General features: G+C 67.0%; 21 protein-coding genes. 6 read left to right on the top strand and 15 right to left on the bottom strand.

Going from position 1 to position 25845, the window contains the following annotated elements; all coding sequences use genetic code 11:
* Positions 1 to 348: 348 nt before the first annotated feature.
* From ASF40_RS21180 to ASF40_RS17220, 13 genes are all read right to left on the bottom strand, one after another.
* Positions 349 to 1554 carry a hypothetical protein gene (locus ASF40_RS21180; protein WP_157549746.1) on the bottom strand — a complete coding sequence of 402 codons (1206 nt, stop codon included), beginning with the start codon at positions 1552 to 1554 and terminating at the stop codon, positions 349 to 351.
* 29 nt (positions 1555 to 1583) lie between these two features.
* Entirely contained in the window at positions 1584 to 2657 is a 1074-nt protein-coding gene (locus ASF40_RS20940; protein WP_157549744.1) for a glycosyltransferase family 4 protein, read from the bottom strand.
* Positions 2654 to 3583, bottom strand: coding sequence for a hypothetical protein (locus tag ASF40_RS21175; protein WP_157549742.1), 930 nt, complete (start codon positions 3581 to 3583; stop codon positions 2654 to 2656). Before ASF40_RS21175 ends, ASF40_RS20940 begins: the two co-directional genes overlap by 4 nt.
* A 307-nt stretch (positions 3584 to 3890) precedes the next feature.
* Positions 3891 to 4712: a glycosyltransferase family 2 protein gene (locus ASF40_RS20935; protein WP_162239872.1), complete on the bottom strand. Its 822-nt coding sequence runs from the start codon at positions 4710 to 4712 to the stop codon at positions 3891 to 3893.
* Positions 4713 to 4726: 14 nt separating this feature from the next.
* Positions 4727 to 5701, bottom strand: a complete 975-nt coding sequence (locus ASF40_RS20930; RefSeq protein ID WP_082497139.1) for a glycosyltransferase — start codon at positions 5699 to 5701, stop codon at positions 4727 to 4729.
* Positions 5698 to 6468 carry a glycosyltransferase family 2 protein gene (locus ASF40_RS20925; protein WP_162239871.1) on the bottom strand — a complete coding sequence of 257 codons (771 nt, stop codon included), beginning with the start codon at positions 6466 to 6468 and terminating at the stop codon, positions 5698 to 5700. The genes ASF40_RS20930 and ASF40_RS20925 overlap by 4 nt, the downstream gene beginning before the upstream one ends.
* Before the next feature lie 37 nt (positions 6469 to 6505).
* Positions 6506 to 8236, bottom strand: coding sequence for a sugar transferase (locus tag ASF40_RS17250; RefSeq protein ID WP_235560271.1), 1731 nt, complete (start codon positions 8234 to 8236; stop codon positions 6506 to 6508).
* A 251-nt stretch (positions 8237 to 8487) separates the two neighbouring features.
* Entirely contained in the window at positions 8488 to 9405 is a 918-nt protein-coding gene (locus ASF40_RS17245; protein WP_082497136.1) for a class C sortase, read from the bottom strand.
* Positions 9406 to 9515: 110 nt separating this feature from the next.
* Positions 9516 to 10997 (bottom strand): SpaH/EbpB family LPXTG-anchored major pilin, encoded by a 1482-nt coding sequence (locus ASF40_RS17240; RefSeq protein WP_056371222.1) that lies wholly within the window; start codon positions 10995 to 10997, stop codon positions 9516 to 9518.
* An 84-nt stretch (positions 10998 to 11081) separates the two neighbouring features.
* Positions 11082 to 13985 (bottom strand): prealbumin-like fold domain-containing protein, encoded by a 2904-nt coding sequence (locus tag ASF40_RS17235; RefSeq protein ID WP_056371220.1) that lies wholly within the window; start codon positions 13983 to 13985, stop codon positions 11082 to 11084.
* Between the two features lie 865 nt (positions 13986 to 14850).
* Positions 14851 to 15732, bottom strand: coding sequence for a hypothetical protein (locus ASF40_RS17230; protein WP_056371218.1), 882 nt, complete (start codon positions 15730 to 15732; stop codon positions 14851 to 14853).
* Positions 15733 to 15745: 13 nt separating this feature from the next.
* Positions 15746 to 17395 carry a polysaccharide biosynthesis tyrosine autokinase gene (locus ASF40_RS17225; protein WP_056371216.1) on the bottom strand — a complete coding sequence of 550 codons (1650 nt, stop codon included), beginning with the start codon at positions 17393 to 17395 and terminating at the stop codon, positions 15746 to 15748.
* 70 nt (positions 17396 to 17465) lie between these two features.
* Positions 17466 to 18056 (bottom strand): arsenate reductase/protein-tyrosine-phosphatase family protein, encoded by a 591-nt coding sequence (locus tag ASF40_RS17220; RefSeq protein ID WP_056371215.1) that lies wholly within the window; start codon positions 18054 to 18056, stop codon positions 17466 to 17468.
* A gap of 34 nt (positions 18057 to 18090) precedes the next feature.
* Between ASF40_RS17220 and ASF40_RS17215 the strand changes: the two genes are divergently transcribed.
* From ASF40_RS17215 to ASF40_RS17205, 3 genes are all read left to right on the top strand, one after another.
* Positions 18091 to 18945, top strand: a complete 855-nt coding sequence (locus ASF40_RS17215; protein WP_200919515.1) for a CPBP family intramembrane glutamic endopeptidase — start codon at positions 18091 to 18093, stop codon at positions 18943 to 18945.
* Between the two features lie 194 nt (positions 18946 to 19139).
* Entirely contained in the window at positions 19140 to 19676 is a 537-nt protein-coding gene (locus ASF40_RS17210; RefSeq protein WP_056371211.1) for an LPXTG cell wall anchor domain-containing protein, read from the top strand.
* Positions 19677 to 19747: 71 nt separating this feature from the next.
* A complete protein-coding gene (locus ASF40_RS17205) occupies positions 19748 to 20452 on the top strand; it encodes a CPBP family intramembrane glutamic endopeptidase (protein ID WP_157549740.1) in 705 nt (234 codons plus the stop codon).
* Positions 20453 to 20509: 57 nt separating this feature from the next.
* Here ASF40_RS17205 and galU read toward each other — a convergent pair whose 3' ends face one another.
* A complete protein-coding gene (gene galU, locus ASF40_RS17200; protein ID WP_056371206.1) occupies positions 20510 to 21403 on the bottom strand; it encodes a UTP--glucose-1-phosphate uridylyltransferase GalU in 894 nt (297 codons plus the stop codon).
* A gap of 689 nt (positions 21404 to 22092) precedes the next feature.
* Between galU and ASF40_RS17195 the strand changes: the two genes are divergently transcribed.
* Positions 22093 to 23895 carry an HNH endonuclease signature motif containing protein gene (locus ASF40_RS17195; RefSeq protein ID WP_056371204.1) on the top strand — a complete coding sequence of 601 codons (1803 nt, stop codon included), beginning with the start codon at positions 22093 to 22095 and terminating at the stop codon, positions 23893 to 23895.
* 564 nt (positions 23896 to 24459) lie between these two features.
* Here ASF40_RS17195 and ASF40_RS17190 read toward each other — a convergent pair.
* Entirely contained in the window at positions 24460 to 24696 is a 237-nt protein-coding gene (locus ASF40_RS17190) for a PLD nuclease N-terminal domain-containing protein (RefSeq protein WP_056371203.1), read from the bottom strand.
* Between the two features lie 198 nt (positions 24697 to 24894).
* Here ASF40_RS17190 and rplM point away from each other — a divergent pair, with 198 nt between their 5' ends.
* Positions 24895 to 25341 (top strand): 50S ribosomal protein L13, encoded by a 447-nt coding sequence (gene rplM / locus ASF40_RS17185; protein WP_056371200.1) that lies wholly within the window; start codon positions 24895 to 24897, stop codon positions 25339 to 25341.
* 25 nt (positions 25342 to 25366) lie between these two features.
* The gene (gene rpsI, locus ASF40_RS17180) at positions 25367 to 25843 is read left to right on the top strand and encodes a 30S ribosomal protein S9 (protein WP_056371198.1); all 477 of its coding nucleotides are present in this window, start codon (positions 25367 to 25369) and stop codon (positions 25841 to 25843) included.
* The last annotated feature ends 2 nt before the right edge of the window (positions 25844 to 25845 follow it).

Below are 25845 nucleotides of genomic sequence, written 5' to 3'. Positions count from 1 at the left end.
CCAGGGTGGCTGCATGCCGTGAGCGTCGAGACAACAGCGCCACGTCCTACGTGGGCGCCTTCCTGGATGTGAATGCGCGCAACGCCGTCAAGGCGAGCGCGAGCCCCAACGTACGCGTCGCGTTCGACGCGAAGGTTGACGTTGTCTATCACTACCGCCGAGCCAATGGTCGCTTCGTTACTGATAAACCCGCCGGCCTGCTGTACCACTCGCCTTGTCAACGATGGCGGCATGAGGCCTCTCTGCATCAATCGAAACACTGCATCCCGTAGCGCTGAGCGACTGGTTCGTCGCAGGCCGCGCAGATGATAAATGAGCCTTGATTTCATTTCCCAAGCCTTTTCCAGGTCAAAATGTCGGAGTCGGGGAGAGGATTGCCTGAGCTAGTAAGAGTGAAACGATTGCGCACAGAGTGGCCGAGATCGCTATCCCGAAGCGGCGCTGCACGACCGAAAGAATGACTCCCGGCACTAGGTCCATCAGTATCAGGGCGCCGATCACGACGATAAGATTCAGCAACCCCAGCGCGTTCGCTATAGATAGTGCGGCCGGTATAAGCACTGCCGGAATTATTGAGAACATTGCCACTCGGCCCGGCAGAAAACGCGCCGCCACCCTCTTCATCGATGCATTCAAATTCGCGGCCACGGCCCATGGAATCACGAGAAGCGCGTAGCCGGCGATCGAATCCTGGAGGTTGGCTGCGACGATGGCCGCGAGGGCGAGTGGGAGGGTGGCCCATGCCCCTACATTTACGAAAAGAACGAAGCGATATGTTGGGTCAGCCGAGAGCGTGTCGCGATGCACTAGGCGCGGAAGAATGGCGTTGGTTACAACTGCTGTGATGCCGGCCACGATCCTGGAGACGATGCCGAGCGAGGAGAGTGCATTCGCAGGAAGCGTGGCGGTTTGCGTCTGGATGAAGAGATTCGATCCGTACGCGGTTGCTGATTGGGCCAGGAACCACCTGTGGGCGCTCGATTCGGTGTGGCGAGGCGCGGATACCGTCCGGGACCGGATCCGGTGCATCCTCAACGCGACGATCACAAGGTAAACGGCCGATCCCAGGACCTGTGCCCCAAGGAGAGCCGTCACCCGCCCTGGTAGCGGAAGCGCCTGACAGATTACGAGCGCTACGCAGGCGGCAAAGTTTGCCGGAAGCGTGACAGCCGCAAACCACAAGGGATCATTTTCTGCAGCGAGACGGAGCACAACGGCCCATAGCGCGCCGGATATAAGCCCCAGCGACGACATCAGCACACAATGCAGCCACAGTTCGGGGTATGGCTCCGAGAGCCGAGCAAAGAGATAGGAGGCGATGACCCCTGCCGCCGCCGAGAGCAAGGGCACCACAGCCAACCACGCTCGCTCGTTCGGAACGTGTGCGCCCCGGACCCAGGTTGGGTACACGACTCCTAGGAGGACGATCTGCCACGGGACTTGTATCCAGGCAACGATGTAAAAGTACGCATCGGATGCGGGACCCGGCCCCTCGCCTAAGAAGAGAAGAAGCAGTTGAAAGAGTGCTAGGCCTTGCGTTGCCCCAGCGAGCAAGCTCGAGCCTCCAAATCGTCGGATATGCCTCACCTGGTTAGCCAGCGATCTGATGTCACCCGTGTGTGTTCCGTCGGAAGCGACCCGAGCACCTCGATCCGCGCGGGACCGCACTGGAGAGCTGAGTTGACCGCATCCACAACGTGCGCTGGGTTGGCCGCATCAACCAAGAAGTGTCCTTCGGCCTGGAGCCAGTCCGCGATGCCGGTCTCGGAGGTCGTGACAACGACGCAGCCATGGCTAAGCCCCTCGACAATGGGTAGCCCGACTTGCTCTCTCCATCGGGGAACTCGCTTGGACAGGAGTACCACGACTTCGGCACGCCGGTACTCCTGGTGAACTTGGTCTCGCGGCGGGTCTATCAGTATGCGGACGTTTGGCTTGGCGTTTGCCCACGCCTGCACGCGGCTTGTGAGTGGGCCGATCCCGACGATGGTCAGCCGTGTATCGTCGTCCATCAACTCCCAAGCCTTCATCAGTTCGACAATTCCCTTGCGATGCTCGAGTGCTCCCACGAAGAGCACACTCCGGGGGGCAGCAATCGCGTCGGGGCACGAGCATGGTGAAGGAAGTTGGGGAATCACGCTGATTTCGGGCGTCGTTTTCGTCGTTCGTAGGAGTGAGGCGTAAGCGGCGGCGGCTCCCGCGGAGCCAAAGCTTACCCTGTCAAAGGACGCGAACATATAGCGAAAGAACGGGCGAACGAGAAACGCGGCGAATCGTCGAGGTAGTCGAAAAGTATCCGCAATAGCGGCATCCGGAGGTAGGTTGTCAATCGCATACAGGATTGCCGACGGACTGCCTTTCCTATCGAACGCGCGGCGCGCCCGATGAGCTGAGGTGTAGATAAGCAACCTGGGCCAGAGTTTCAACATGGTCGGCTCATTGAACTCCACATACTGGTGGGTCCCGGTCAGCACAGCCCAAGTGGTTGCGAAGATTCCACGCTTTCGAACATCAAGCCCGGTTGCCTCACGAATATCAAAGCTATAGTTCTCGCTGGCATAGAAGAGCGTTGACGGGGTAAGGCGCTTCAGAAGCTCGAAATGCGATGTGCGAGTTTCGTGCCAGACTCTGAGCACCTTCTTTGCGGCGGTGCTCACTCGACGTTCCCTCCAACTCTACGACCTTTAGTGCTCGCTGGGTTCTTCCGGCCTACGTTCACACTCATCGCCATGCCCGTAATCAGAATCCAAAGGCCCCCCAGCGAATCCCACGCATGTAGCGCAATTGAGAATCCAAGTAGTGAGAGTGCTGTTGCCGTCAGACCAATGGGGAGGTCGAAACGTACCGTGCGAACAGCAATTAGGAATGCGGCAATGACAACCGCGATGCCAGCGCAGCCGAAAGTGAAGGCTGAGTAGACCAACTCTGAGTCCAACGTCTGCACCAGGTCGCGTATGCCGAAGGCCTGCGACGCGACTAGCCATACTCCCGCAGGAAGCGTTCCCAAGCCATACCCGAACGGCACCGACGATAGGAGACCGGGCAATGTCGCGTATAGCGCCCACCGGTAGTTGGCGCTGTACTCCTCGCCGCTCGCGCCCAGAACCTCTGCGCTCCACGTGGTGATGGATAGGTAGGCCACGACTGCGACTGCGACGATCGCAATCGTAGTCAGCCAACGGGATCGACCCACAGCACGCGCGAGAGGAGGAACCAAGACTACAGCCGCGAGCATTGCGCCAATGACTAGTGGTCCGCGGCTCCCTGTGGCATAGATCCCTGCGAGCAGGAGAAGTATCGAGAACATTCGCGCTCTGGCGGAGAGCACCAAGGACATGGGTATCGCGCATGCGAGTAGGCATCCAAGAACGAGCGCTTGATCTGACGCCAAGACGGCTCTGGTTACGCCGTCCCGCGCGAGAGCGCGGAGGACGTCATTGCGGCCAAAAAGGGAAATCTGCGTCGCGCCCTCGAGGCAGGCCAGCGCGGCCGTTGGTACGGCGACATACACGAACCAGCGAAACGCTGTTGGCCCCATGGACGCGCGCTGGATGCGGTATCCAGCGATCAGCAAGATCGGCATCGACGCAACTAACCGCTGCACGTTGGTAGCGATTAGCGGATCGCGCGCCGCGGCAGCCAATTCTGTACCCGTGGCGACAACGATTGCGGCATACCCTGCGATGACTAGTACTGCGAGGATCCGTCTTGGGCCAACTGACGGCCCATGAATCGTGGATGCTATTAGGAGAATTGCGATGACGATCGTTACCAGACGGGGACTAACGAATGGTGCAATCAGCGCGGGGTAAAAGATCGTGCACGCAAGGGCGGCAAACAGTAGCGAAGTGAAGCGGCCGCTGTGCCCCGACTGTTCTTGCGTTTGTATCTCAGGTCGGTCTTGCTGCGATGGCATCTCGAAGTCCAGTGACGTAATCGCGCAGTCGTACCCGACGTTCCCGCACGCTTCCGCTTGCTAGGCAAAACCGCGTCGCCTCGCGGACCGACGTGAGCCAAGCAGGCAGGAGACCCGCATGGCGGCGAAGGAAGAGGTATGAGTTTCGTCCGACATAGTAGGGCGGGGCGCCGTTCGTGTCCTGTTCGACAACAGCCTCCGGGATAACCGCGACTTTCCAGCCCTTCTTGCCCAACCTCATGTGGAGATCAGTCTCCTCGTAATACATGAAGAACTGGGCGTCGAAGCGATCGGTGGTTAACGCGGACAATCGGTAGATCGCGAAGGCGCCGTCCACCCACGAGCACGATGTCGGGCGGTCGAGCTCCTGCATCCGATGGACGGGGCGCCGCCCGAACTTCGTCAGTTGTCCACCGCTGGACCAGATGGCGCGGGAACCACGAATCAGGAGCACAGGCCCTACCACACCGCAATCAGGATTCAGATCGAGGTACTGTGTCATATTTGACACCGCATGGGGGAGAGCCACGGCTTCGTGGGAAGACACTAGCACATACTCCGAGTTGGGCCGGTTGGTGACCACCCATTCGATCCCGAAGTTCGCGGCAGCGCCGTAGCCGTCGTTGCCGACGAAAGAAACCGCTACTCCCTGCGGAGTGAACTGTTCAAGAGCCGCGCGAACTTCGTGATCTTCCGAGTTGTCGACAAGGATTACGTTCTCCGGGGCCACACCCTGGGAGAGCACCTGCTGAACGGTGTTCAGTACATCGGGGAAATTCCTATGGTGGACGATCACCGCGCAGGTGCTACTCACAGCGCCAGTCCCTCTCGACGCTTGCCGCTGCGCCACGCAAGCCCGATCGGGTAGCCGATCATCTTCGCCACGTCGCCTACTGCCATAATTAGCGGAGCAATCGCGACCCCGAGTACCTTTTCGCTAATCGGGAGCCTCTCGGAGCGGACAACCCGACGCGTGTATCTTCCGGAATAGACCAGGTACCCGCCGGCGAGTAGCGCGAGGGTGGAGAGCCAGCCGAAGGGCGAAGTGACCATCATAACCACGCCGGCCCCATAGACGCCGTAGCGCGCAACATGACGTTTGGCCCAGAGATTCGCCTTGCCATCTCCGCGCCCGTAGCGGAAATACTGCTTCGCAAATGCTCGCAAGGACGAACGTGCCGACCAAGAGACCAGAGCATCCGGGGCGAACACGAACCTTGCGCCTGACTCGCGAACTTCGAGGTCAAACACCAGATCCTCGCAGTAGTCCAACCATTCGGGATATCCATCGACCTTGGCCCATACCGACTTACGAATGAGCAGTGACCGGCTAGACGGAAGGAACTTCTGCGGGTCAATCTCTTCGACACGAAAAGTGATCAGAGTGGCGAGCAAACGCTCGAACAACTTGTCACCGATCGGATAGAAAAAGCCCGAGACCACATCAGCGTGACCGCGTCGCTGCGCAAGCTGACTCAGCCATGACTCATCCAGTGTTGTTCCGGCGTCCGTAACGGCAAGCCATTCTCCCGATGCAGCCGCGATCGCGCGATTTCGCCCCTCGCTGATGTTCGCGCCGGGGGAAACGACGATGGTGACGCGGAACGGGGCATCTTGGGCCCACTCTTCGAGGATGGCTACTGTTCGATCTGACGACCCGCCATCGCAGACGATCAACTCGTCGGGCAATCTGGACTGCTTGCCTAAGGTTTCAAGCCAGGCGCCTATGCTCCGCTCCTCATTCAGCACGGTGATGACGAGGGAAATCGTTGCTGTATGCGTCATCCGAGCTCCGGGGCTTCCGATGCAAAGAGCAACTCTGGATACTTCCTATAGAACGTCAGGGCGCTTCCAAACTCCAGCTTCCAGGCGCGCGCGTTGAACCCGGACGCAGCGCGTGCCCATCCATGTAGCCAGCGGCAGCTTCCGACGACGGTCGAACCGATACCGAGCTTGCGCGCGCGAAGGCAGAGATCGACATCCTCGTAGTAAACGAAGAATGACTCGTCGAACCCTTCTAACCGGCGCAGGAGCTCCTTCTTGGCGAAGACTACTGCTCCTGTTAGCCAGACAACGGCTCTATGTTCCTTTTCGACCGTGAGCACTCTAAAGCCGCGCTTGGATGCCAGCGAAGGGCGCAACCGGTTTAGAACCTTGTTGGGAAGGGACGGCACACCTCGGCCGTTGGGTTGAAGTGAACCGTCAGCATTCACGAGCTGGGGAGCGACTAGGTGATTCGACTCCATCGCGGCTTCGCAAAGCGCGGGAATGTCATCGTAGATCACAGTCACATCTGGGTTCACGAAGGCGACGACGTCGCTTCGAGAATGGTCCAATCCGATATTGCATGCGGCACCAAAGCCCACGTTCTTCGAGAGTTCGATCACTCGCGCACCGAGCTGTCTTGCAACAAGCACGGAATCATCGGTCGAAGCGTTGTCGACCACGACCCATTCGATGCTCTCGTCAGGGATGGGTTGCCAGAACTCACGCAGCGCTGGCCCGCTGTTGTGCGTAACGGTAACAAGTGTCACTCGGGGAATGTTGGTCATGGTCCTCATCTGTACCGCGGTGCTTCGACGACTGGGTTTAGTGGGCGGAGTTTCCTGGATTCAAGGCGGCGCGAGCGGTCTTAACGAGGATGACGAAGTCCCCGATCAACGACCAGTTCTCGACATAGGCGAGATCGAGCCGTACCGAGTCCTCCCACGACAAGGATGAACGACCCCCGACCTGCCAGGCGCCGGTGATGCCGGGCTTCATGAGGAAGCGGCGGTGGACGTGGGTGTCGTACAGCTCGACTTCACTCGCCAGAGGAGGGCGCGGGCCGACAAGCGACATGTTGCCTGCAAGGACATTGAAGAGCTGGGGCAGCTCGTCGAGGCTGTACTTGCGCATGATCTTGCCGATCGGGGTGACGCGAGGATCGTCTGCCATCTTGAACAGAACCTCGTTACCGGAGTTCTGCTTCGCACGGAGACCTGACAGGAGCTCCTCGGCGTTCACGACCATCGAGCGGAACTTGAGCATCTCGAACTCGCGGCCCTTCAGGCCGATCCGCTTCTGACGGAAGAGGACCGGACCCTCCGAGGTCAGCCGAACGCTGATGGCAAGGAACGCGAGGACCGGGCTGATCAGGACCAGGCCTACGACCGAGATCAGGAGGTCCATCGTGCGCTTGGCGATGCGCTGACCGCGGCTGAACTTCGGGGTCTCGACGTGGATTAGCGGCAGGCCGGCGACCGGGCGCGTGTGGATACGAGGGCCGGCGATATCGGCGATGCTCGGGGCCAGCACCAGGTGTTGCCGGCCGGCCTCGAGCGCCCAGGAGATCTGCTTGACCTTCATCGTCGGCAGGTCGTCGGTGCTCGTCACTGCGACGGTGTCTGCACCTGTAGCTGCGATGGCTAGCTCGACGTTGTCGACAGTGCCCATCACCGGAACGGGAGTACCAGGAATCGTGTCGGCGACCTTCCCGGACGGCACGCACGCACCTACGACGTGGTAGCCAGCGGTTGGGGAGCGGTGCAATTCGCGGGCGATCGCGGCGACCGACTCCGCCGAACCCACGAGCAGGACCTTCGCAGAGTATCGCCCGACCCAGCGCTGAGCGATGAGCCACTGACGCCAGAGCCAGCGCTCGAGCAGCAGCACGAAGATGCCGAGCGGGAGCGCGATGAGCAGGTAGCCGCGGGCTACGTCGACGCGGAACAGGAAGGCGAGGATCGCGATGGCGCCAAAGAACGTGAAGCTCGCGCGGGCCATGCGCACGTACTCGGTGGGGCCGTTTCCGATGACGCGGTGGTCGCGGGAGTCGATGAGCGAGAGCGCCCACATCCAGGCGATGACGAGGACCGCCGAGAAGATCCAGTAGGAGAACTCATTGAACCGGGAGTCTTGGCGGATTGCGACCTGGGCGTTGCCCCAGCCGAACCACAGAAGCTGGGTGCCGTAGACGGCCCAGACGAGGACGAAGGCATCACTTAGCCACAAGCGGGTGGCGTACGCGCGGCGCCAGTTGGGGCGGTGTTGCTCGAAGGTCCGGGGCGTTTCGACTCGCTCGTTCCTCGCTCGCTCAACGAGCGAGGGGGGCGTCGCGGGCGTTTCGACTCGCTCGTTCCTCGCTCGCTCAACGAGCGGGGGAGGCGTCGCCGACGAGTCCGAGGGAGACGTCGGAGACGAAGAATCCGGGGCGGACGGAAGGGTCGCCGAAGGAGCGGCTGCCCGTGCCTGGGGATGGGCTGGCGACTCCGTTGGCGCGTCGATCTGGGGATTCGACGACACAGTGCCTTCTCGCTTTGTGGTGGGTTTCCCGGCCACCACGGGAAGAGTAGCAGTAGGCGGGCGTGGGGGAATGTACGAGGTCGGCATGGAATTCCTTGGGGGAGGAAAGGGCGTTCCCATTATGAGAGAACCCTCATCATGCCCGAGTTCATGTTTCGTCCGGAGACACGGAATCTCAAGATTCGCTGAAGGGGGAGGTGGTGCGCCGCGCTTGGGGGCGTTTCGACTCGCTTCGCTCGCTCAACGAGCGGGAGGTGGGGTGGGGCGTTTCGACTCGCTTCGCTCGCTCAACGAGCGGGAGGATGCCGGCGGGCGGAGTAGACCACGTACGCACCTGCGACCACAATCGCGCCGGCTAGGCCCAACGCCCAGTAGGGGAAGCCGGGGATGTCGGGGCGTTGGCCCGCAGCATCCATGTCTTGAATCGGAGTGGGGAGGATGCGCTCGCCGGTTACGAGGATGCGGTGGGTGTTGATGCCGAGGGGAGTGCAGGTGACGAGGGTGACGAGGTCGGCGCCGCGCTGCGGGTAGAGGGTCTCGGTCTGCTCGGGCTCGACGACTTTCGTGTCGGTCACCTGGTAGGTGAGCACCTCGCCGAAGACCTCGATCGTGAAGGTGTCGCCGACGACGACCTTGTCGAGGTTGGTGAAGAGTTCGGCGTCGGCGAGGCCGCGATGCCCGGTCAGCACGGAATGGGTGCTCTCGCCGCCGATGGGGAGGGCGGTGCCCTCGAGGTGGCCGACGCCCTCTTTGAGGGTCTCGTCGCTCGTGCCGTGGTAGATCGGCAGATCGAGGGCGATCGATGGGATCTTGATCCGCGCCATCAGGCCGGTGTCGTCGGCGTGCAGGAGCTGGACGTAGTCGGAGTCGGCGTCGGTCTCGGCGAGGGGCTTGTTCTCGCCGGCGGCGACCACGGACGTGCCGTTGATCAGCGCAGAGTTGTAGGCGACAGCATCCTGAATCGCGTCATGACGCGACTCGGCCGTCAGATCTTGCACCGTCGACGAGTACTCGTCGATGCGCTGGGACTGCGCGTACTGCGTGAGCCACGCCGCCGCCGACGGGTACAGCAGCACGCCGATGCCCAGCACGAAGCCGAGCGCGAGGGCGGCGGCGCCCCACGGGAAGCGGCGGCGGACACGCCGACGCGACCGGTCGCGCACTGGCGGATCCGGTCGCGTCGACACAGGTGCGGTGAGGGTCATGCGCTCTCATCTGCAGGGAGTGGTGCGGAGGGTGGCGGGCGGTCGGGGCGACCCGCCACCCTCCGGTGGGAAGTCCGTCACGGGGAGGGGGTGTGACGGACAGCTGGGCGTCAGGCCGTGGCGGCTGCGCGCCGACGAGCGGCGAGGAGCGCGATACCCACGGTCATGACGACGAGCGCGGCGCCGCCGACGCCGAACCAGAGGGCACCGTCACCACCGGTGAGAGGCAGCGCCCACGCCGGAACCTGCGAGTTCTCGACCTTGACGAAGTTGGTGCTCGTCGTGGACTGACCGGCGACGACCTCGACCTTGGTCGGGGTAGCGTCGAGCTGGTAGCCCGCGGGAGCTGCCGTCTCGACGAGCCAGTACGAACCCGGGCGCAGCGCCGGAATAGTGAGCGTACCGTTCGTGGCGGTGGTCCACTCGCTCGCGCCCGCGACGGTCACCGGCTTGGTGCCGGCCTCGTCGAGGAAGAGCTTGAACTTCGCGCCGTTCAGCGAAACTTCGGGGTTGCTGTCGGTCTTGGCGTACTTGAGCACCTTCAGCTGCCCGACGGACGTGGTCTTCGACGCCGTGAGCTCACTGTCGTTCACGACGCTGACCGCGTCATTCTCGATGACGCCATTGGCCGGGATCACCTTGACCTGCGTGAGCACCGACACAACGACCGTGCCGCCCTGAGCCTGATTCTGCAGCTTGAGCAGACCGGCCGGGGTGAAGTTCACGACGAGCGACGACGCCGACGGCGTGATGGTGTAGTCGCCCGCGACGAGGGCGACAGCGGCGCCGCCGGCGGCCTTCGCGACGACCGAGGTCGGCGCGACGCCGAGCGTGGTGGCCTGAGCGTCGGAGACGAACGCGAGCTGCGCGGGGTCGACCTGGTCGGTCACGGTGAACTCGGTGAGGTCTTCACCCGACAGGAACGGCACATCGGCCGTGATCTGCCAGCGCGCGAGGTCGCCGTACTTCAACTCGGCCTCGGACGGTGCGACCACCGTCTTCTCGAGACCCGTCACGGCGTTCTTCGGGTACACGTGGACGTTGTAGATCCACTCGTTCGGGTTCTCGGCGTCCGGGCCCGTCGGGAACGGGATCGTGACGAGGAACGGTGCAGCCGGGTCGGTCACGGTCGACGGCGATGCCGTTTCGGTGACCAGGTACAGCGCGTACGGCAGGCTCGCAGCGGTAGCGAGGCCTGTGCTGTTGGTGGTCACCACGGTCTGCGGCGAAAGGCCGGCGGTCGTCGCGGCGGCGATCGGGTCAGCAGCCTCGGCGATCGCCTCGACGGCATCCCACCCGGCCGGAGTGGTCAGCGACGGCGTGTTCACCTTCTGAATAGTGAACTGCACACCCTCGAGGCCGACGCCGGTGAAGCCCGGGATCTCTTCACCCGTGCCGGGATCGAGCGGGCTGGTGGCGTCGCGCTCGTACTTGTGGATGGTCAGCGAGCCCGCTTCGCCGGTGATGTTGCCGACGTTGTCGGGCGTCACGGGCGTTGCGGAGGCCGGCGTGGCCACCGCGACGGCGCCCAGGATCCCCAGAGCGAGGGCGCCGACGGCGGCGGTGAGCCGCTTCGAAATGGACGTGGTCATTGTTTGATCTACTTCCCCAGAAAGTTGGTCAATGGTGCTTCGGTCTTGATGAATCGGGTATTCAGTTATCGGCTCATGGTCGGGTCAACCGGTTCCTCGCTTCATGCGGCGGGCGGAGCGCCACGCGGCCACGGCGACGACCGCCGAGACGATGGCTCCCCCCAGGAGGAGGAACGCGTCGGACGCGGTGCCGCCGGTCAGCGGCAGCACGACCGCCGGCACCTTGTCGTTGACGAATCGGTAGGTCGCCTGCTCGCCGGCCGCGACCTGGACGTCGGCCGAGCCGACGTTCTCCCAGTTGGCGTCGACGGCGGGATCGGTGCCGGGCTTCAGCTTCTGCAGTCCCAGGTTGCGGTAGGCGATGGTGCCCGACTCATTCGTCTCGGCGAGCGTGTACGTGTGCGCGGGACGCACCTCGAACGTGTTGGCGGCGCTCGCCGTGGTGGCGCCCGCGGTCTGCAGGGCGGCGAGGGTGAAGCCGGGGGCCGGCGTGCTGGTGAGCGTGAAGTCCGCAGGCACGAGACCCGAGCCGTCGGCGGTCTGCTTCAGCAGAGTGAGCTTCGCGGTCGTGTTCGTGACGGTGCACGTGACCTTCTGGCCGAGGGGCACCGTGACCTTGGCGTTGGTCACCGCGACGGCGGTGGTCGTGCCGGTGAGCACGCACTGCCAGCCGTTCGAGGCCGGGATGTACGTGTCGGGGCCACCCGATTCCTTCAAGGTGTACGCCTTGTCGGCCGAGACGCTCGCGGTGACCGGGGCGCTCGCGCTGTAGTTGCCCTTCGGGCCGGCGAGGCCCCCCAAGGGCGCCTGCGCCTCGAGCAGCCACGCCGACGTCGCCGCGGTGCCGGGCGCGGCGACGACCTTCACGAGGTCGAGCGTCTGCGTACACGTCACGGTGTTGGTGATCTCGAACGTGTTCGTACCGCCCACGAGCGTCGCCGTGTAGTCGCCGGTCTTCAGGTTGAAAGGCAGGTCCGTCGACAGGCTGTTGCCCGCCGTCAGCTGCTGCGACGTGAGCACGCAGCCCGGCAGCAGCTGGGCGTCGATCGACGCCGTCTCACCGACCGCCAGCTGCTGACCGATCGTGAAGCCCGTGTAGGGCGTGCCCCACTTCGGCGACGGGGTCGTACCGAGCTTCGGCGTCGCCGACAGGCCTGCCGGAACGGCCGGGTCGGCCGCGTTGCCGCGCTGGTAGTACGTGCCGACGGTGGTGCCCGCCGAGTCCTTGACGACCCAGGTCTTGTTCGCCTGTACCGTCGCGGCCTGGCCGTTGACCACCGTGCACACCACCGCGTCGCCGGTCTTCAGCCCGGTCAGCGAGAATGTCGCCGCGTTCGGGATGCCCGAGATCGGGGCGCCGTTCTTCGTGCACGTCACGCTCTCGACCGACCAGCCCGGCTTCGTCGTCTCGGTGATCGACACGTTCGCCGTCTGCGTCGTGTTCGTGAACGCGATCCGCCACGGCTGCGGGAGGTAACCGCCGGTCACCGTCGTCTGCGCGCCTACCGGCGTCATCGTGCCCGAACCGGTCTTGGTGGGCGTGAACGTCCAGCCCGCAGCATCCGTCAGTGTTCCGTTACCGGCGCGCTCCTGCTTGCGGATCTGCACCGTCGCCTCGCACGTGAGCGACGAAGCCAGGTTGCCGAGCTCGGTTGCGACGACGTTCCAGCTGGTCGGGATCGCGAAGTCGGTCTGGCCGATCGGGATGCCGCCGTTCTCGGTCCACTGCACGGGGCCGGTGACCGAGGCGAGGTTGTACGGCGTGTTCGGGTTGAGGTAGTCGCCGACGCCGAACGTGATCATCTGCGTGCCCTGCGCCTTGACGAGGTTGGCCGAGAGGATCGCCTCTTCGACGCCGCGCAGGTCGGTCCACGAGCCGTTGCCCGAGCCGCTGCGGTAGCGGGTGGGGTTGCCGTCGGTCAGCATGACGGCGATGTCGTAGTCGGCGCCCGCGACCTGCTCGATGCCGCGATCCCAGTTGGTGTACTGCGTACCCGACACCGAGATGCCGTTGATCGTGGAGTTGATCGACGAGAGATTGGCGCTCGTCACCACGGTCGGGATCATGACGGTGGCCGCGTTGCTGCCGAACTGGAAGATGCCCAGCGACACGCCCTTGTCGGCGAACGCCGCCGCGAAGGCCTTGGACGCGGTGCGAGCGCCGTTCAGGCCCTCGTTGCTGTTGTAGGTCATCGAGGTCGAGGTGTCGACGATCAGTGCGACCTTGAGGCCCGGCGTGCAGGTGGGTGCGAACCGCGGGTTGTCGATCGTGGGGATGATCTCGGTGCCGTAGTGGGCCCAGCGGTTGGAGGTCGACACGGTGCGGGACAGGGGCAGGGTCGGGTTGCCCACGCGGGAGTTGGTCGGCATGTCGTTGAGGCCCGTCGTGGGGACCTGGTACGGCGTCTGCGAGCGGTTGATCACCGGCGTGCGGAACGCGTAGGGCGTCGCGGCGAAGCGATTGGCGTTGCTCGTCGAGTCGGTGTTGTCGCCGGTGACCAGGTACTGGCTGAGGAACGCGTCGGGGCCGGCAGCGGCGGTGGGGACGACCCAGTAGCGCTGGCCGTTCGAGGTGGGCACATTGCTCAGGACGAAGCTGCAGTCGCCGTCGGCGTCGGTCGTGCAGGTCGCGACGACGGTGCTGCCGTACGTCGCGCCGTTGTCGACCGTGGTCTCGTTGCGCAGCTCGAGCGGGATGCCCGCGGTGGCCGAAGTCGTCGTCTGGGTGCCCGCGGCGGCACGGAGTGCGCGCAGGTTGACCGTGACGGCCGCACCGGTGGACGGGATCGACGCCGGCGCGGCGAGCGGTGCGATGGCCTGCGGAGCGCTCGCCGCGGCGGCGGTGTCGAGCGACGTGGCCGGGGCGACCGACGGCACCGCGAGGGCGGGTGCGAGGCCGCCGAGCACGAGTCCGGCCGACAGCACGGTGGCGGCGATGGTGCCTGCCGAGCGCCGGGTGCGGCGGCGGTTTCGGGCATGCTGGCGCATTTTCCGGCGCGATGAAGCGTCGATGTTCATTCGGTGCCCCCCAGAGGCATCGCTACAGAAGGCAGCCCCAGACCCGACGCGCCCCCACGGCGCACGGGCTCTGCCCTCAGATGTGCCGCACTTCGCGAAGACCGCCGGTGAACTTCGGGTACCCGGCGTCGCGACGAAGCGCAACGTTCATGAACCTAGGGGTCTCATTCGGGTGAATCCAAGTTCTATTACGCGGCTTGAGGAGAAACCGCGGGGATCTTGAGGTTTGCGGGAGGGTGTGGCGCGTTTCGACTCGCTCGTTCCTCGCTCGCTCAACGAGCGAGGGGGACGGGGTTTCTCGCACGCTCGACGAGCGACGGGGACGGCGTTCCTCGCTCGCTCAACGAGCGGGTGAGGGAGCCAGGGAGGGGCGCGGGGGAACCGGACAAAGGGAGCCCGCCGCGGCTCTCGGGAAGTCGCGGCGGACTCGGTGTGGGCAGTTATTCGAGGGCGATCACCAGGAGGCTCGCGCCCGTCCCCCTGAGCGGGGCAGTGCCCACGCGCTCAGCGCGACCCGCATTCGGTGTCGCTGTCTCGGCATATCGACCTCGGCTTTCGTCCTGCGCCTCGGGTAGCGCGAACCGGACGGCCCCGTCCGGCAGCCCCAGTGTGCCGGATGCGTGACATGTTCCTCGCCGGCGACGTTTACGTCAAGAGCATGCGGGCGTCGGCGTTGCTCGCAGGCCTGGAGCGTTTCGACTCGCTCGTTCCTCGCTCGCTCAACGAGCGGGGAGCGGAGCGGGTGTGGGGAGCGGGGAGCGGGGAGCGGGGAGCGGGGAGCGGGGAGCGGGGAGCGGGGAGCGGGGAGTGGGGCGCGGGGAGCGGGGGTGAGGGGTCAGGGAATGCCGACGAGCGCGTCGCCGATCCACGCCACGACGCCATCACCTCGCGTTGCGATCGCGACCGGGGCCGCAGCATCCGTCCCCTCCGCGCAGCCCACCGGCGACGCGACATCCGGAGTGCCGGCGGCCACGCGCGCGACCGCCACACCGGCGCAGTCGTCGGCGCGATGCGCAACGAGGACGTCCGAACCGTCGACAGCCACCGCGAGCGCGTTCTCAGGGGCCAGCGCCACCCACTCCTCGCCCGACCACGACCACGCGCGGCCGTCGCAGATCAGCGTGACCACATCGCCGAAGGCGTGCAGGCCGAAGGCGGCGGGGCAGGGCGCGGGCACGGGGCCGGAGGGGAAGTGCACCGAACCAGGGTCGCTCGGCTCGATGTAGCGCGAGGCGGCGAGCACGTCGGGGTAGGAGTCCCAGAACTCGCCGCGCGTATACGTCCGAAGCGCCTGAGGCTCGCAACCGGCCATCGCGGCCACCAGCTCGGCGTCGCGGGCCGAGAAGGCCTCGAGCGTCTGCACCTGGGTGATGCCGATGTAGGCAGGGGTCACGTCGGTCCAGGTCTCGCCCTGGTCGTACGAACGCTCCACGACGGGCGCAGGGCCCGTGCACGAGCCGGCCGTGGCGCGCCACCAGACCTCCGACCCGATCGCGAGGAAGCGGGTCTGCTCGAGGCTCACGGGAGCCTCGGTGGGCGTCGGCGTCGGGGTAGGGGCCTCCGCGCCGAGCGTGAACGTGGGCACCGGCTGAGCCTCGCCACCCGCCGACTCGGGGTTGGCGTGCTGCAGCGCGGCCCACACGAGCACCGCGACCGCGGCCACGAGCACGGCGATACCCGCGATCGCGACCCATCTCGCGGCGCCCAGACGTTGCATCGGGTGCCCGGGGTCAGGGGAGGGGATCGTTGCGACCGGGCGCCGTCGACGCCCCACCCGCCTGGCGGATGATGTCGTCGATCGTCAGGCCGGAGTCGGGGGCCGCCTGAGCCTGACCGGGCTGGTCGGTTGCCGGGATCGAGCGCACCGCCGAGACCTGGGGCGTTTCGACTCGCTTCGCTCGCTCAACGACCGGTTGGACGACCGGTTGTGCGGGGGTGCGGCCAACGACCGGGGCCTTCGGCGGGGCGGGGGTGGGCTTCGGGGCCTTCGTCTTCTTGGCCTTCTTCGCGGGCTTCTCCTCGACGTAGCCGTACGACCCGTACCCATACCCGTAGGCGTATGAATCCGGACCGCGCGTGGGGACCATCGTCATCGCGACACCGGCGATGTGCGCGCCGGCGGTGTTCAGCGCGTCGACCGCGCCCGACAGCTGGTGGCGGTTGGTGTGGCCGGCGCTGACCACGAGGATCGCCCCGCTCGTCGCCTTCGCGAGGATCGCAGCATCCGTCACCGGAAGAAGGGGAGGAGCGTCGCAGAGCACGATGTCGACATCGCGCTCGAGGGCCTCGAGCAGCTGGAGCATGCTCTTCGAGCCGAGCAGCTCGCTCGGGTTCGGCGGGATCTTGCCGGCGGGCAGCACGTACAGGCTGCGGTTGCCCCAGGGGAGCATCACGTCGGCCAGGCGCGCGCGGCCGATCAGCACGTCGGTGAGGCCGGCGCCACCCTCGATGCCGAGGTACTCGGCGACCTTCGGCTTGCGCAGATCGGTGTCGAGCAGCGCGACGCGCTTGCCGGCGTCGGCGAGGGCGATCGCGAGGTTGATGGTCGTAGTCGACTTGCCCTCGCTCGGCACGCTCGAGGTGATGACGTACGACGCGCGGCCCTCGTCGGTCTCGAGGAACTGCAGGTTCGTGCGCATCGCGCGGAACGACTCCGCCCGGGGGCTGAGCGGGTCGGCGTGCACGATGAGCGGGCGCTCCTTGGCCTTCGGGTCGAAGGCGATCGCGCCGATGAGCGGGCGGTCGGTGACCTGCTCAACGTCGCGCGGCGTGCGGATGCGCGTGTCGAGCACCGCGCGCAGCACCGCCACCCCGATGCCGATCGCGAGACCCACCAGCGCACCCAGCGCCAGGTTGAGCGGAACGTTGGGGCTCGACGGCTCCAGCGGCGGCAGGGCGTCCTTCACGCGCTCGAGACGAACAGGGCTCGTGTCGGTGCCGTTCGGCGTCTCGAGCCGCTCGACGACCGAGGTCAGCGAGGCGCCGAGCGCGTTCGCGACATCGGCAGCCTGCACCGGGTCAGGACCGGTCACGGTGATCGTGATGAGGGTCGTGTTGAGAGCGGCGGATGCCTCGATCTGGGCCGACAGCTCGGCCGCGGTGGTGCCGAGCCCGAGCTCGGCGATCACCGGGTTCATCACGATGGGGGTTGTGACGAGGTTGGTGTAGGTCTGCACGCGGGCCTGCGTGAAGTTCGATCCCTGCTGCAGATCCTGGATCGTCGACCCCGACTGGGTCGACACGAAGACCGTGCTCTGCGCCTCGTACTGGGGGGTGCGGGTGAGCGACCAGGCCGCTGCGATTCCGATCCCCACCAGGGTGGCGACCACGATGATCACCCAGTTCTTGCGGAGGATCCGGATGTAGTCAGTGAGCTCCATGTCGCCTCTCGCGGGGTGCCGGTGTGCTCCGTGCATTCTTCCACAGGGCCAGGTCGGGGCCCGGAAAGCGTTACGCGACGGCCAGCCGCACCGTCGCCGCGACCGCCGTCACGGCGGGTTCGAGCTGCCGCGCCGACAGCAGGTACGTCTCCCACGGCCGCCGGTACGGGTCGATCACATCGTCGTCGGCCGGGTCCTCCGGCGGCGGCACGAGACCCCGATAAGACGCGATCACGGATGCTGCGGCCCTGAGCTTCTCGGAGGGGGAGGAGGCAGCATCCGCCGCCGCCCTGACCTCGTCTTCGGGCACTGCGGCGGCGAGGCGCGCGAACTCGCGGATCGTGAACGTGGAGCGCAGGCGCGACGGCGCCAGCTCGGCGATCGCACGGCGGTGCTCGCGGGTCATCGCGAGGATGAGATCGGGCGCGACGAGGTGCTGCTCGGTGAGGAACCGCGACCGATGCTCGGCCGTCTCGGACGCCGGAACCCCGAGCGCCTCGGCGATGTGCGCGGCCTCGGGAGTCATCGGGGCGGCGGCCAGGCCACGCGTGCCGGCGCTCGCGACGTGCGGCGCAAGGTCGGCCAGACGGGCGCGCAGCAGCTGCTCGGCGAGCGGCGAGCGGCAGATGTTGCCCGTGCACACCGTGAGGATGTCGAACAAGAGGGGGCCTCCACGGGGCGGGTAACGTAGGCGCGTGCCCGACCAGCCTAGCGACGCCGCACCCACGGTCGACCTGTGGTCGCTGCAGCCACCGGCGGGCTCCTCAGCCGAGGTCGCTGCAGAACCGGCGCCCGCGGCCGACGCCGCGCCGCGGCGGTCGCGGCGGTCTTCGCATGAGGCCCGCATGGACTGGCGGCTCGGCGGGCGCACCGTCTACCGGTGGCGCGAGGGCCTGCTGGCGATCGCGCTGATCTCGCTCGGCGCCGGCGTGCTGCTCGGGTCGCTCGTCGCCGCGGTGTGGGATTCGCCGTGGGCCGCAGCATCCGCCACCGCCATCGTCTGGATCGGGATGCTGCTGCCCGTCGTGTGGGCCTTCACCCGGTCGCGCCCGATCGGGCTGCTGCGGCTGCGCGCGGTGGATGCGCTGTACGGGGTCGTGCTCGGCGCGCTGCTGCGGACGACGCAGGGATGGATCGAGGGGCTCGACGGGACCCCGGCGGAGTGGCCGGGCCTCGTGCAGGTGGGTGGGTCGATCCCGTTGTCGTCGATGGTCGTCGACGTGGTCGGGCCGGTGGTCGTGGCGCCGCTGGTCGAGGAGTTCTTCTTCCGCGCCGTCGTGCTGGTGTCGCTGTACACGGTGCTGCGCCGGCCGTTCGGCAAGCTCACGGCCGGGATGGTGGCCGCGCTCGGATCGACGGCGCTGTTCGTGGTGATGCACGGGATCTCGGGCGCCGCCGATGTGAGCGGGGTCGTCTCGCTGTCGCTTCTGGGGCTGGTGTGCGCGCTGCTCGTGATGCTGACCGGGCGCATCTGGGGCGCGGTGTTGGTACACGTCGTCTACAACGCCTCGTACGTCGCGCTCGCGCTTCTCGCGAGCGCAATGACCTAGGTCCCTGCGCAGATCGCTCGGTTTTGTCCCCCAAAGGGGGGACAAATGCGACAACTTGTTACCTTCTGGAAACTCCGAGCCTCTCATCGAACTCTCAGAATGCGATAACGTGTCACAGGTCGGCCCCTCGGGCGAACGTTTGCCGACACGAAATTTCCGCCGATGACGCGCACATAACTCGGGAGATCTACGCCATGTTCAAGAAGACCGCTGCCGCGCTCGCCGTGGCTGGCCTGCTCGTCCTCGGAGGCGCTGGGGCAGCCTCCGCCGATTACCCCGCCGGTGTTCCCGGCACCGTCAGTGACACGACGCCGGCTGTGGGGCAGTCCGTCACCGTCACCTTCACCGAACTCGGTGACCTCGAGACCGTCTTCTTCTCGGTCACGCCCAGCACGGGCGCCACGCTGGCGTCGATCGTCGTCGCCTCGAGCGGCGGCAGCTCGGTCGAGAAGCCCGTCTCCAACGGCTCGGCCTCGGCCTCGTTCACCGCGCAGACCGCCGGCACTTACGTCGTCAGCGTCTCGGACGGCGAGACCACCATCGGCTCGGTCACGCTCAACGTCGCCGCCGCGGGCTCCGGCTCGGGTGGCACCGGCGGCTCGGGTCAGCTGCCCGCGACCGGTGGCGAGGTCCCCGGCGCGATCATCTGGCTCGGTGTCGGCGCGATCGGCCTCGGTGGCATCGCCGTCGCGGCAGCGGTCGCCCGCCGTCGCGCTGCGGGCAGCCGCTGATCAACGACTCCTCGAAGACCCCGGGCACCCGCCCGGGGTCTTCGGCTTTCTCCAGCCACCTCGGGAGTGTGATGGTGAAGGAATCGAACGGGCGCGCGTGGCGGCATCCCTGGGTGGCCGTCGCGGTCGCCGCGGTCGGAGCTCTGCTCGTCGCGGTCGTGATCCTGTGGCTGCCGTCTCTGCATTCGGCGCTGCTGCGGTGGCCGGCGGTGCTGGTCGGCGTCGTCGACCTCGTGCTGCTGTCGGCGCCCCTGCTCGGGGCGGTCATCGTCGCCGTGCGGGTCTCGGGCGACCGGTTCGCCGCGGCAGTGGGACTTCGAGGGTTCTCGTGGATCGACCTCGTCGCCGGGCTGGGCGTCGGGCTCGTCGCGCGCGGACTGGTCGAGCTCGTCGCGCCCTCGGTCGGCGGGGGGTTCCTCGGTGGTGCGACGGACGCGATGGCGGCCACGATCGTGGCTCTCGCGGGGGCCGTGCTGGTGACTCCTCTTATAGAGGAGCTGTTCTTCCGCGGATTGCTGCAGCGGGCGCTGGGCGATGGGCTCGCGGGAGCGGGTCGACTCCTCGCTGGTGTGGTGGCTGTGCTGGTCGCGACGGCGATCTTCACCGGGCTGCACGTGCTCGCGGCGGGGGAGTTCGTGCCGGTCGGGCTGCTTCTCGGGACCGTGGCCGTGGGACTGGGCTGTGGGTTCCTGACGCTGCTGACCGGAAGGCTCGCCGCGGCCTTGATCGCGCACGTCGTCTTCAACGCGATCGGGGCGGCGCTGCTGGTGTGGTGACGCTTGCGCGAAACGGATGCCTCGGGTCGCAGCATCCGTCCCGCTTCAGGTGTGCGCTCAGGAGAGCGTCGGCGCGAGCTCCTTGATCCAGGCCGCCAGTTCGGGGCCGAGGTCGTCGCGGTCGAGGGCCAGCTGGATGCTGGACTTCAGGTAGTCGAGGCGGTCGCCGGTGTCGTACCGGCGGCCGCCGAACACCACACCGAGCACGGGACCGGCGATCTGCTCGTCGCCGGCGAGCACCTCGAGCGCGTCGGTGAGCTGGATCTCGCCGCCCTTGCCCGGTTCGGTGCGCTCGAGCACATCGAAGATCTCGGGCTTGAGCACGTAGCGGCCGATGATCGCCAGGTTGCTCGGGGCCTCCGCCGCCGACGGCTTCTCGACCAGGGCCTTGATCCTGACGATGTCGGCCTCGCCGGTCGACTCGACGTCGGCGCACCCGTAGAGATGGATCTGGCCGGGGTCGACCTCCATGAGGGCGACCACGGTGGCCGACTCCCGGTGCGAGACCTCGATCATGCGCGAGAGCAGGGGGTCGCGGGCATCGATGAGGTCATCGCCGAGCATCACCGCGAACGTCTCGTTGCCCACGTGCTTGCGGGCGCGCAGCACGGCGTGACCGAGGCCGCGCGGATCGCCCTGGCGGACGAAGTGCACGTCGGCGAGCGAACTGGGCTGCATGACGCGCTCGAGCTTGGTCAGGTCGCCCTTGCGGTGGAGCGTGTCTTCGAGTTCGGTGACGCGGTCGAAGTGGTTGGCGAGGGCGTTCTTGTTGCGCCCGATGATGACGAGCACGTCGTCGATGCCCGCGGCCACCGCCTCCTCGACGACGTACTGGATGGCGGGCTTGTCGACGACGGGGAGCATCTCCTTCGGCATCGCCTTGGTGGCGGGAAGGAAGCGCGTGCCCAGGCCGGCGGCGGGGATCACTGCTTTGATCGACGGTGCGTTCATGAGAACGACATTAGAGAGGTCCCGTGAAGCCGGTGTTACAGATGACATGAACAGTGGAAGAGGAGAACTGACCGCGGTCGATACCGGGTCGGTCGCGCTCTGCGGCCTCGCGCTGGTGTCGGCGGGCGCGGAGTGGGGCGCAGCATCCATTCCTCTCTTATGCAGGGTCGGCGGGGAACGCCGCAGTTGAGGGCGGTTCGGGGCGGCGGCGGTGCGGGGGCGGCCCCGGGTTCTGGGAGCGGCTCGGGGGCGGGGCGTGGTTCGGGTGCGGGGCGGCGTGGCGAGCGACTCGGGGGCGGGGCGTGGTTCGGGTGCGGGGCGGCGTGGGGAGCGGCTCGGGGGCGTGGTGCGGCGTTCGGCGTGGGGAGCGGCTCGGGGGTGGGGCGTGGTTCGGGTGCGGGGTGGCGTGGGGAGCGACTCGGGGTGGGGCGTGGTTCGGGTGCGGTGTTCGGCGCGGGGAGCGGCTCGGGGGCGGGGCGTGGTTCGGGTGCGGCGTTCGGCGCGGGGATCGGCTTCGTGCGTCCCGCCGCGCCGGAATCGCGGGCCTCGGCTGTGGAGCGGGCCTGGGCGGCAGCATCCGTTAGCAAGACAACGATCGCGCGCGGGAGTTCGGTGCGTGGCCGCAAGGTGAGCATTCGGAAGAGGCGAAGATAGATTCGAATGTCAGAGGTTGGTGAGATGCTTCAGTTATGAACATCCTGACCGATCTGCAGGGCCGGCTCGACCGGCTCGCTGCATGGTCGGAGCTGGATGTCGACGCTGACGCGCTCCCGTCGAGCGCGGCGCGGTTGAGCGATGCATCGGTGCTCGAGATCCTCGCCGAGGTCGGCGCGATCGCGAACGATGCCGACCGGTTGCAGGCGGTGCTCGCCGGGGTCGCTGCGACGAGGTCGTCGCGCGATCGCGGGCAGGGCGGCCTCGCCGCGGGCCAGGGCTTCTCGACGCCCGAGAAGCTGATCCAGTCGATCACCGGCGGAACGAGGGCCGACGCCGTACGTCACGTGCGGGTCGGCACGTCGCTGGTGGAGGGGGCGGATGCTGCGACCCCCGCGTTCGTCCCTGGGGGTGGGGTCGGGGTTGGGGTTGCGGGTGATGGGCTTCCGGCGGCGGGTGATGGCGGCGAGGGCGGGGTGGATGCGGGGTTTCCGGGGTCTGGGCCCGAGGGCGAGTTCGGTGGCGGGGCGGGTGCGCAAGCCGAATCGCCGGCGCGGATCGTGGCGTGGGATGAGCCGCTGCGGCGAGGGCTGCTCGACGGGCGGCTGACGACGGCGCAGCATGACGCGATCCGGCGTGGCCTCGGGGCACCTCGGGTCGAGATCGCGGCACGCGGGGCGGATGCCGTTCCCGGCGCCGACGGGGAGCGGGGGACGGGGTCAGGGTCGATGCTGTTCTCCCCGACGGACCCCGTTGAGGAGGCAGCCCGCGAAGCGATGGTGCGCGAGGCGTGGATGCTTGCGGCTGAAGCGCTCGCGGCGGAGGCGTCAGGCATGCCGGTGGAGGAGCTGGCGAAGCGCGCGCGGACCATGCGAGACATGCTCGACCCGGTCGGGGCGGAAGAAAGGTACGCGCGGCGGTTCGACGGCCGCGGATTCCGGATGTGGACCGATGCGGACGGGCAGGACCGCAGCACGATTGCCTTCGACGATGAGATGGGGGCGTTCGTCCGGTCCATGCTGGCTGCCGGCCTGCGTCCGCGGCGCGGCGGCCCTCGCTTCATGACGGATGAAGAGCGGGCGGCCGCGGCGGACCTGATCGACGACCCGCGCACGAACGACCAGCTCGCCTATGACCTGCTGATGGACATCATCCGGGCCGGCGCGCTCGCTGAGGCCAAGAGCGTGTTCGGCTCACGCCAGCCGGGCGTGCGGATGGTCGTCGTGAAAGACGCCGGCCCCCGCGATGCGTTCGGGCGGCTGCTCGCCGTCGGCCATGACGTGGACGGCGGCTGCGCGCTCCCGGGCTCCGTGATCGACCGGAATGCATGCGCGAACGGGTTCATCGAGGTCATCGTCGACCCCGAGGGCAACCCGTTCGACCTCGGCCGCGAAGCCCGCATGTACTCGGCGGCGCAACGACTCGTCCTCGCTGTACGAGACGGCGGCTGCGTGTGGCCGGGCTGTGACCGACCTCCGTCGTACTGCGAGGCGCACCACTGCGACCACTTCGCAGAGGGTGGCAACACCGACGTGGATCGCGGCGTGCTGCTCTGCCGGTTCCACCATATGAAGCTGCACAACACCGGGTGGCGCATCACCAGGGACGGGAACGGGCCGTTCGTGCTGCGCCCGCCGGCCGGCGAGGGTGCCCCGATCGTACTGGTGTCGAAGTCGGCGTGGAGTTGGGCGTGGGATCCACCTCGCCCACCGGATCGAGCCGACTGGCGGACGCCACCGGACCTCCCACCAAAACCCGGGGAACCGGGAGAATGGGCATCGGGGGAGTCCGGAGGCCCAAGACATGCCCGAGGCGACGTGCGCAGAACCGGGACGTGATGCACCCCCCCGGGCTGACCGGGATCTGGTCGATGGCGGCCCGGGACCTGGTCGACGCCGGGCGACTCCGCCGCGACCTCCGCAACAACGCTGAACCTTCCGTGCCGAAGTCACCCCGCCGGCCACACGGGCCAGGGCCTCGCGGGGGCTTCACCCTGCCCGGTCGCGCGGCTCACGCAGAGGACGCTGCAGGCGAGCGCGGGCCGATCGTCTGCCCGGCTGCGCGGCTCACTCAGAGGACGCGGCCGGCGAGCGTCGGCCGATCGTCTGCCAGGACGCGCGGCTCACTCAGAGGACGTGGCCGGCGAGCGGGGGCCGTTCGGCTTCCCGGCCGCGCGGCTCGCCCAGAGGACGTGGCAGGCGAGCGTCGGCCGTTCGTTTGCCCGGCCGCGCGGCGCATTCAGAGGACGTGGCAGGCGAGCGCCGGCCGATCGTCTGCCCGGCGGTGCGGCGCATTCAGAGGACGTGGCAGGCGAGCGCCGGCCGTTCGACTGCCCGGCCGTGCGGCGCATTCAGAGGACGCGGCAGGCGAGCTGCGGCTGATCGTCTGCCCGGCCGCGCGGCTCACTCAGAGGACGTGGCCGGCGAGCGTCGGCCGATCGCGAACCACGCGAATGCGCCGATGACGGGGACCAAGATGACGAGCAGCGTCCAGCCGAGCGCTTGGCGCGCAGTGAGCTGCGTCGACGAACGCGAGATCGACACGACGGCGATCACCGACAGCGCGAGAACGAGCACCGCGATCCCCGACCAGACGATGTCGTACCAGGCGGGGATCAGCGGGTTCTGCGACGCGGCCATTCCCATACCCTACGGACTCCGGCGGGTTTGGCCGCGACACTCCGATGGCGTAGACTCAACCTTTGGTGTCCGGCTCAGCTGACCCGGCGCCGCGAACGTGAGCCCTCCACTGGCGTGTTTCTCCGATCGTCGATCGGGAAACCACCCCGGAGTGGGATTCACGAACCTCTCCGTTCGAATCAAGAAAGCAGCACTACTGTGACGCGCACTTACACCCCCAAGGCTGGCGAAGCCCAGCGCGAGTGGCTGGTCATCGACGCGACTGACGTCGTCCTCGGCCGCCTCGCCTCGCACGCTGCCGCGCTCCTGCGTGGCAAGCACAAGGCGACCTTCGCCCCCCACATGGACATGGGCGACTTCGTCATCATCATCAACGCCGAGAAGGTTGCCCTGACGGGCCAGAAGCTCGAGCAGAAGAAGGCCTACCGTCACTCGGGCTACCCGGGCGGCCTCAAGTCGGTCACCTACTCCGAGCTCCTCGAGAAGAACCCGGTCCGCGCCGTCGAGAAGGCCGTCCGCGGCATGCTCCCCAAGAACAGCCTCGGCGCCAACCAGCTGTCGAAGCTCAAGGTGTACCGCGGTGCCGAGCACCCCCACGCCGCGCAGAAGCCCACCGCGTACGTTTTCGACCAGGTCGCCCAGTAAGCGCCGCACAGAACAGGACACACTGATGGCGAACATCGAAGAAACCCCCACGAGCTACTCCACCGAGTCCACCGTCGACGAGACCGTCGTCGCCGCCGAGCGCCCTGTGCTCTCGGTCTCCGGCGCCGCAGTCGGTCGCCGCAAGCAGGCCATCGCCCGCGTGCGCGTCGTCCCCGGCTCGGGCACCATCACGGTCAACGGCCGTGCGTTCGAGGACTACTTCCCGAACAAGCTCCACCAGCAGCTCATCACCGACCCGTTCACGGTCCTCAACCTCACGGGTGCGTACGACGTCATCGTCCGCATCTCGGGTGGTGGCCCCTCGGGCCAGGCCGGTGCGCTCCGCCTCGGCATCGCCCGTGCGCTGAACGAGATCGACGTCGAGAACAACCGCCCGACCCTCAAGAAGGCCGGCTTCCTCTCGCGCGACGCCCGCGTCATCGAGCGCAAGAAGGCTGGTCTCAAGAAGGCCCGCAAGGCGCCGCAGTACTCGAAGCGCTGATC

The organism is Microbacterium sp. Leaf288, from assembly GCF_001422925.1.
In the GTDB taxonomy this organism is placed as follows: Bacteria; Actinomycetota; Actinomycetes; order Actinomycetales; family Microbacteriaceae; genus Microbacterium.
The sequence above is the reverse complement of the archived record's forward strand: the minus strand, read 5'-3'. Positions and strand labels throughout refer to the sequence as shown.

Bases quoted from the DNA above. Each gene is read 5' to 3' on its own strand.
- ASF40_RS17240 (WP_056371222.1), bottom strand. From the start codon at position 10,997: ATGACCACGTCCATTTCGAAGCGGCTCACCGCCGCCGTCGGCGCCCTC.
- ASF40_RS17225 (WP_056371216.1), bottom strand. From the start codon at position 17,395: ATGGAGCTCACTGACTACATCCGGATCCTCCGCAAGAACTGGGTGATC.
- ASF40_RS17235 (WP_056371220.1), bottom strand. From the start codon at position 13,985: ATGCGCCAGCATGCCCGAAACCGCCGCCGCACCCGGCGCTCGGCAGGC.
- ASF40_RS20930 (WP_082497139.1), bottom strand. From the start codon at position 5,701: ATGACGCATACAGCAACGATTTCCCTCGTCATCACCGTGCTGAATGAG.
- galU (WP_056371206.1), bottom strand. From the start codon at position 21,403: ATGAACGCACCGTCGATCAAAGCAGTGATCCCCGCCGCCGGCCTGGGC.
- ASF40_RS21175 (WP_157549742.1), bottom strand. From the start codon at position 3,583: ATGCCGATCTTGCTGATCGCTGGATACCGCATCCAGCGCGCGTCCATG.
- ASF40_RS20925 (WP_162239871.1), bottom strand. From the start codon at position 6,468: ATGACCAACATTCCCCGAGTGACACTTGTTACCGTTACGCACAACAGC.
- ASF40_RS17210 (WP_056371211.1), top strand. From the start codon at position 19,140: ATGTTCAAGAAGACCGCTGCCGCGCTCGCCGTGGCTGGCCTGCTCGTC.
- rpsI (WP_056371198.1), top strand. From the start codon at position 25,367: ATGGCGAACATCGAAGAAACCCCCACGAGCTACTCCACCGAGTCCACC.
- ASF40_RS17190 (WP_056371203.1), bottom strand. From the start codon at position 24,696: ATGGCCGCGTCGCAGAACCCGCTGATCCCCGCCTGGTACGACATCGTC.
- ASF40_RS17230 (WP_056371218.1), bottom strand. From the start codon at position 15,732: ATGCAACGTCTGGGCGCCGCGAGATGGGTCGCGATCGCGGGTATCGCC.
- ASF40_RS17195 (WP_056371204.1), top strand. From the start codon at position 22,093: ATGAACATCCTGACCGATCTGCAGGGCCGGCTCGACCGGCTCGCTGCA.
- ASF40_RS17205 (WP_157549740.1), top strand. From the start codon at position 19,748: ATGGTGAAGGAATCGAACGGGCGCGCGTGGCGGCATCCCTGGGTGGCC.
- ASF40_RS17245 (WP_082497136.1), bottom strand. From the start codon at position 9,405: ATGACCCTCACCGCACCTGTGTCGACGCGACCGGATCCGCCAGTGCGC.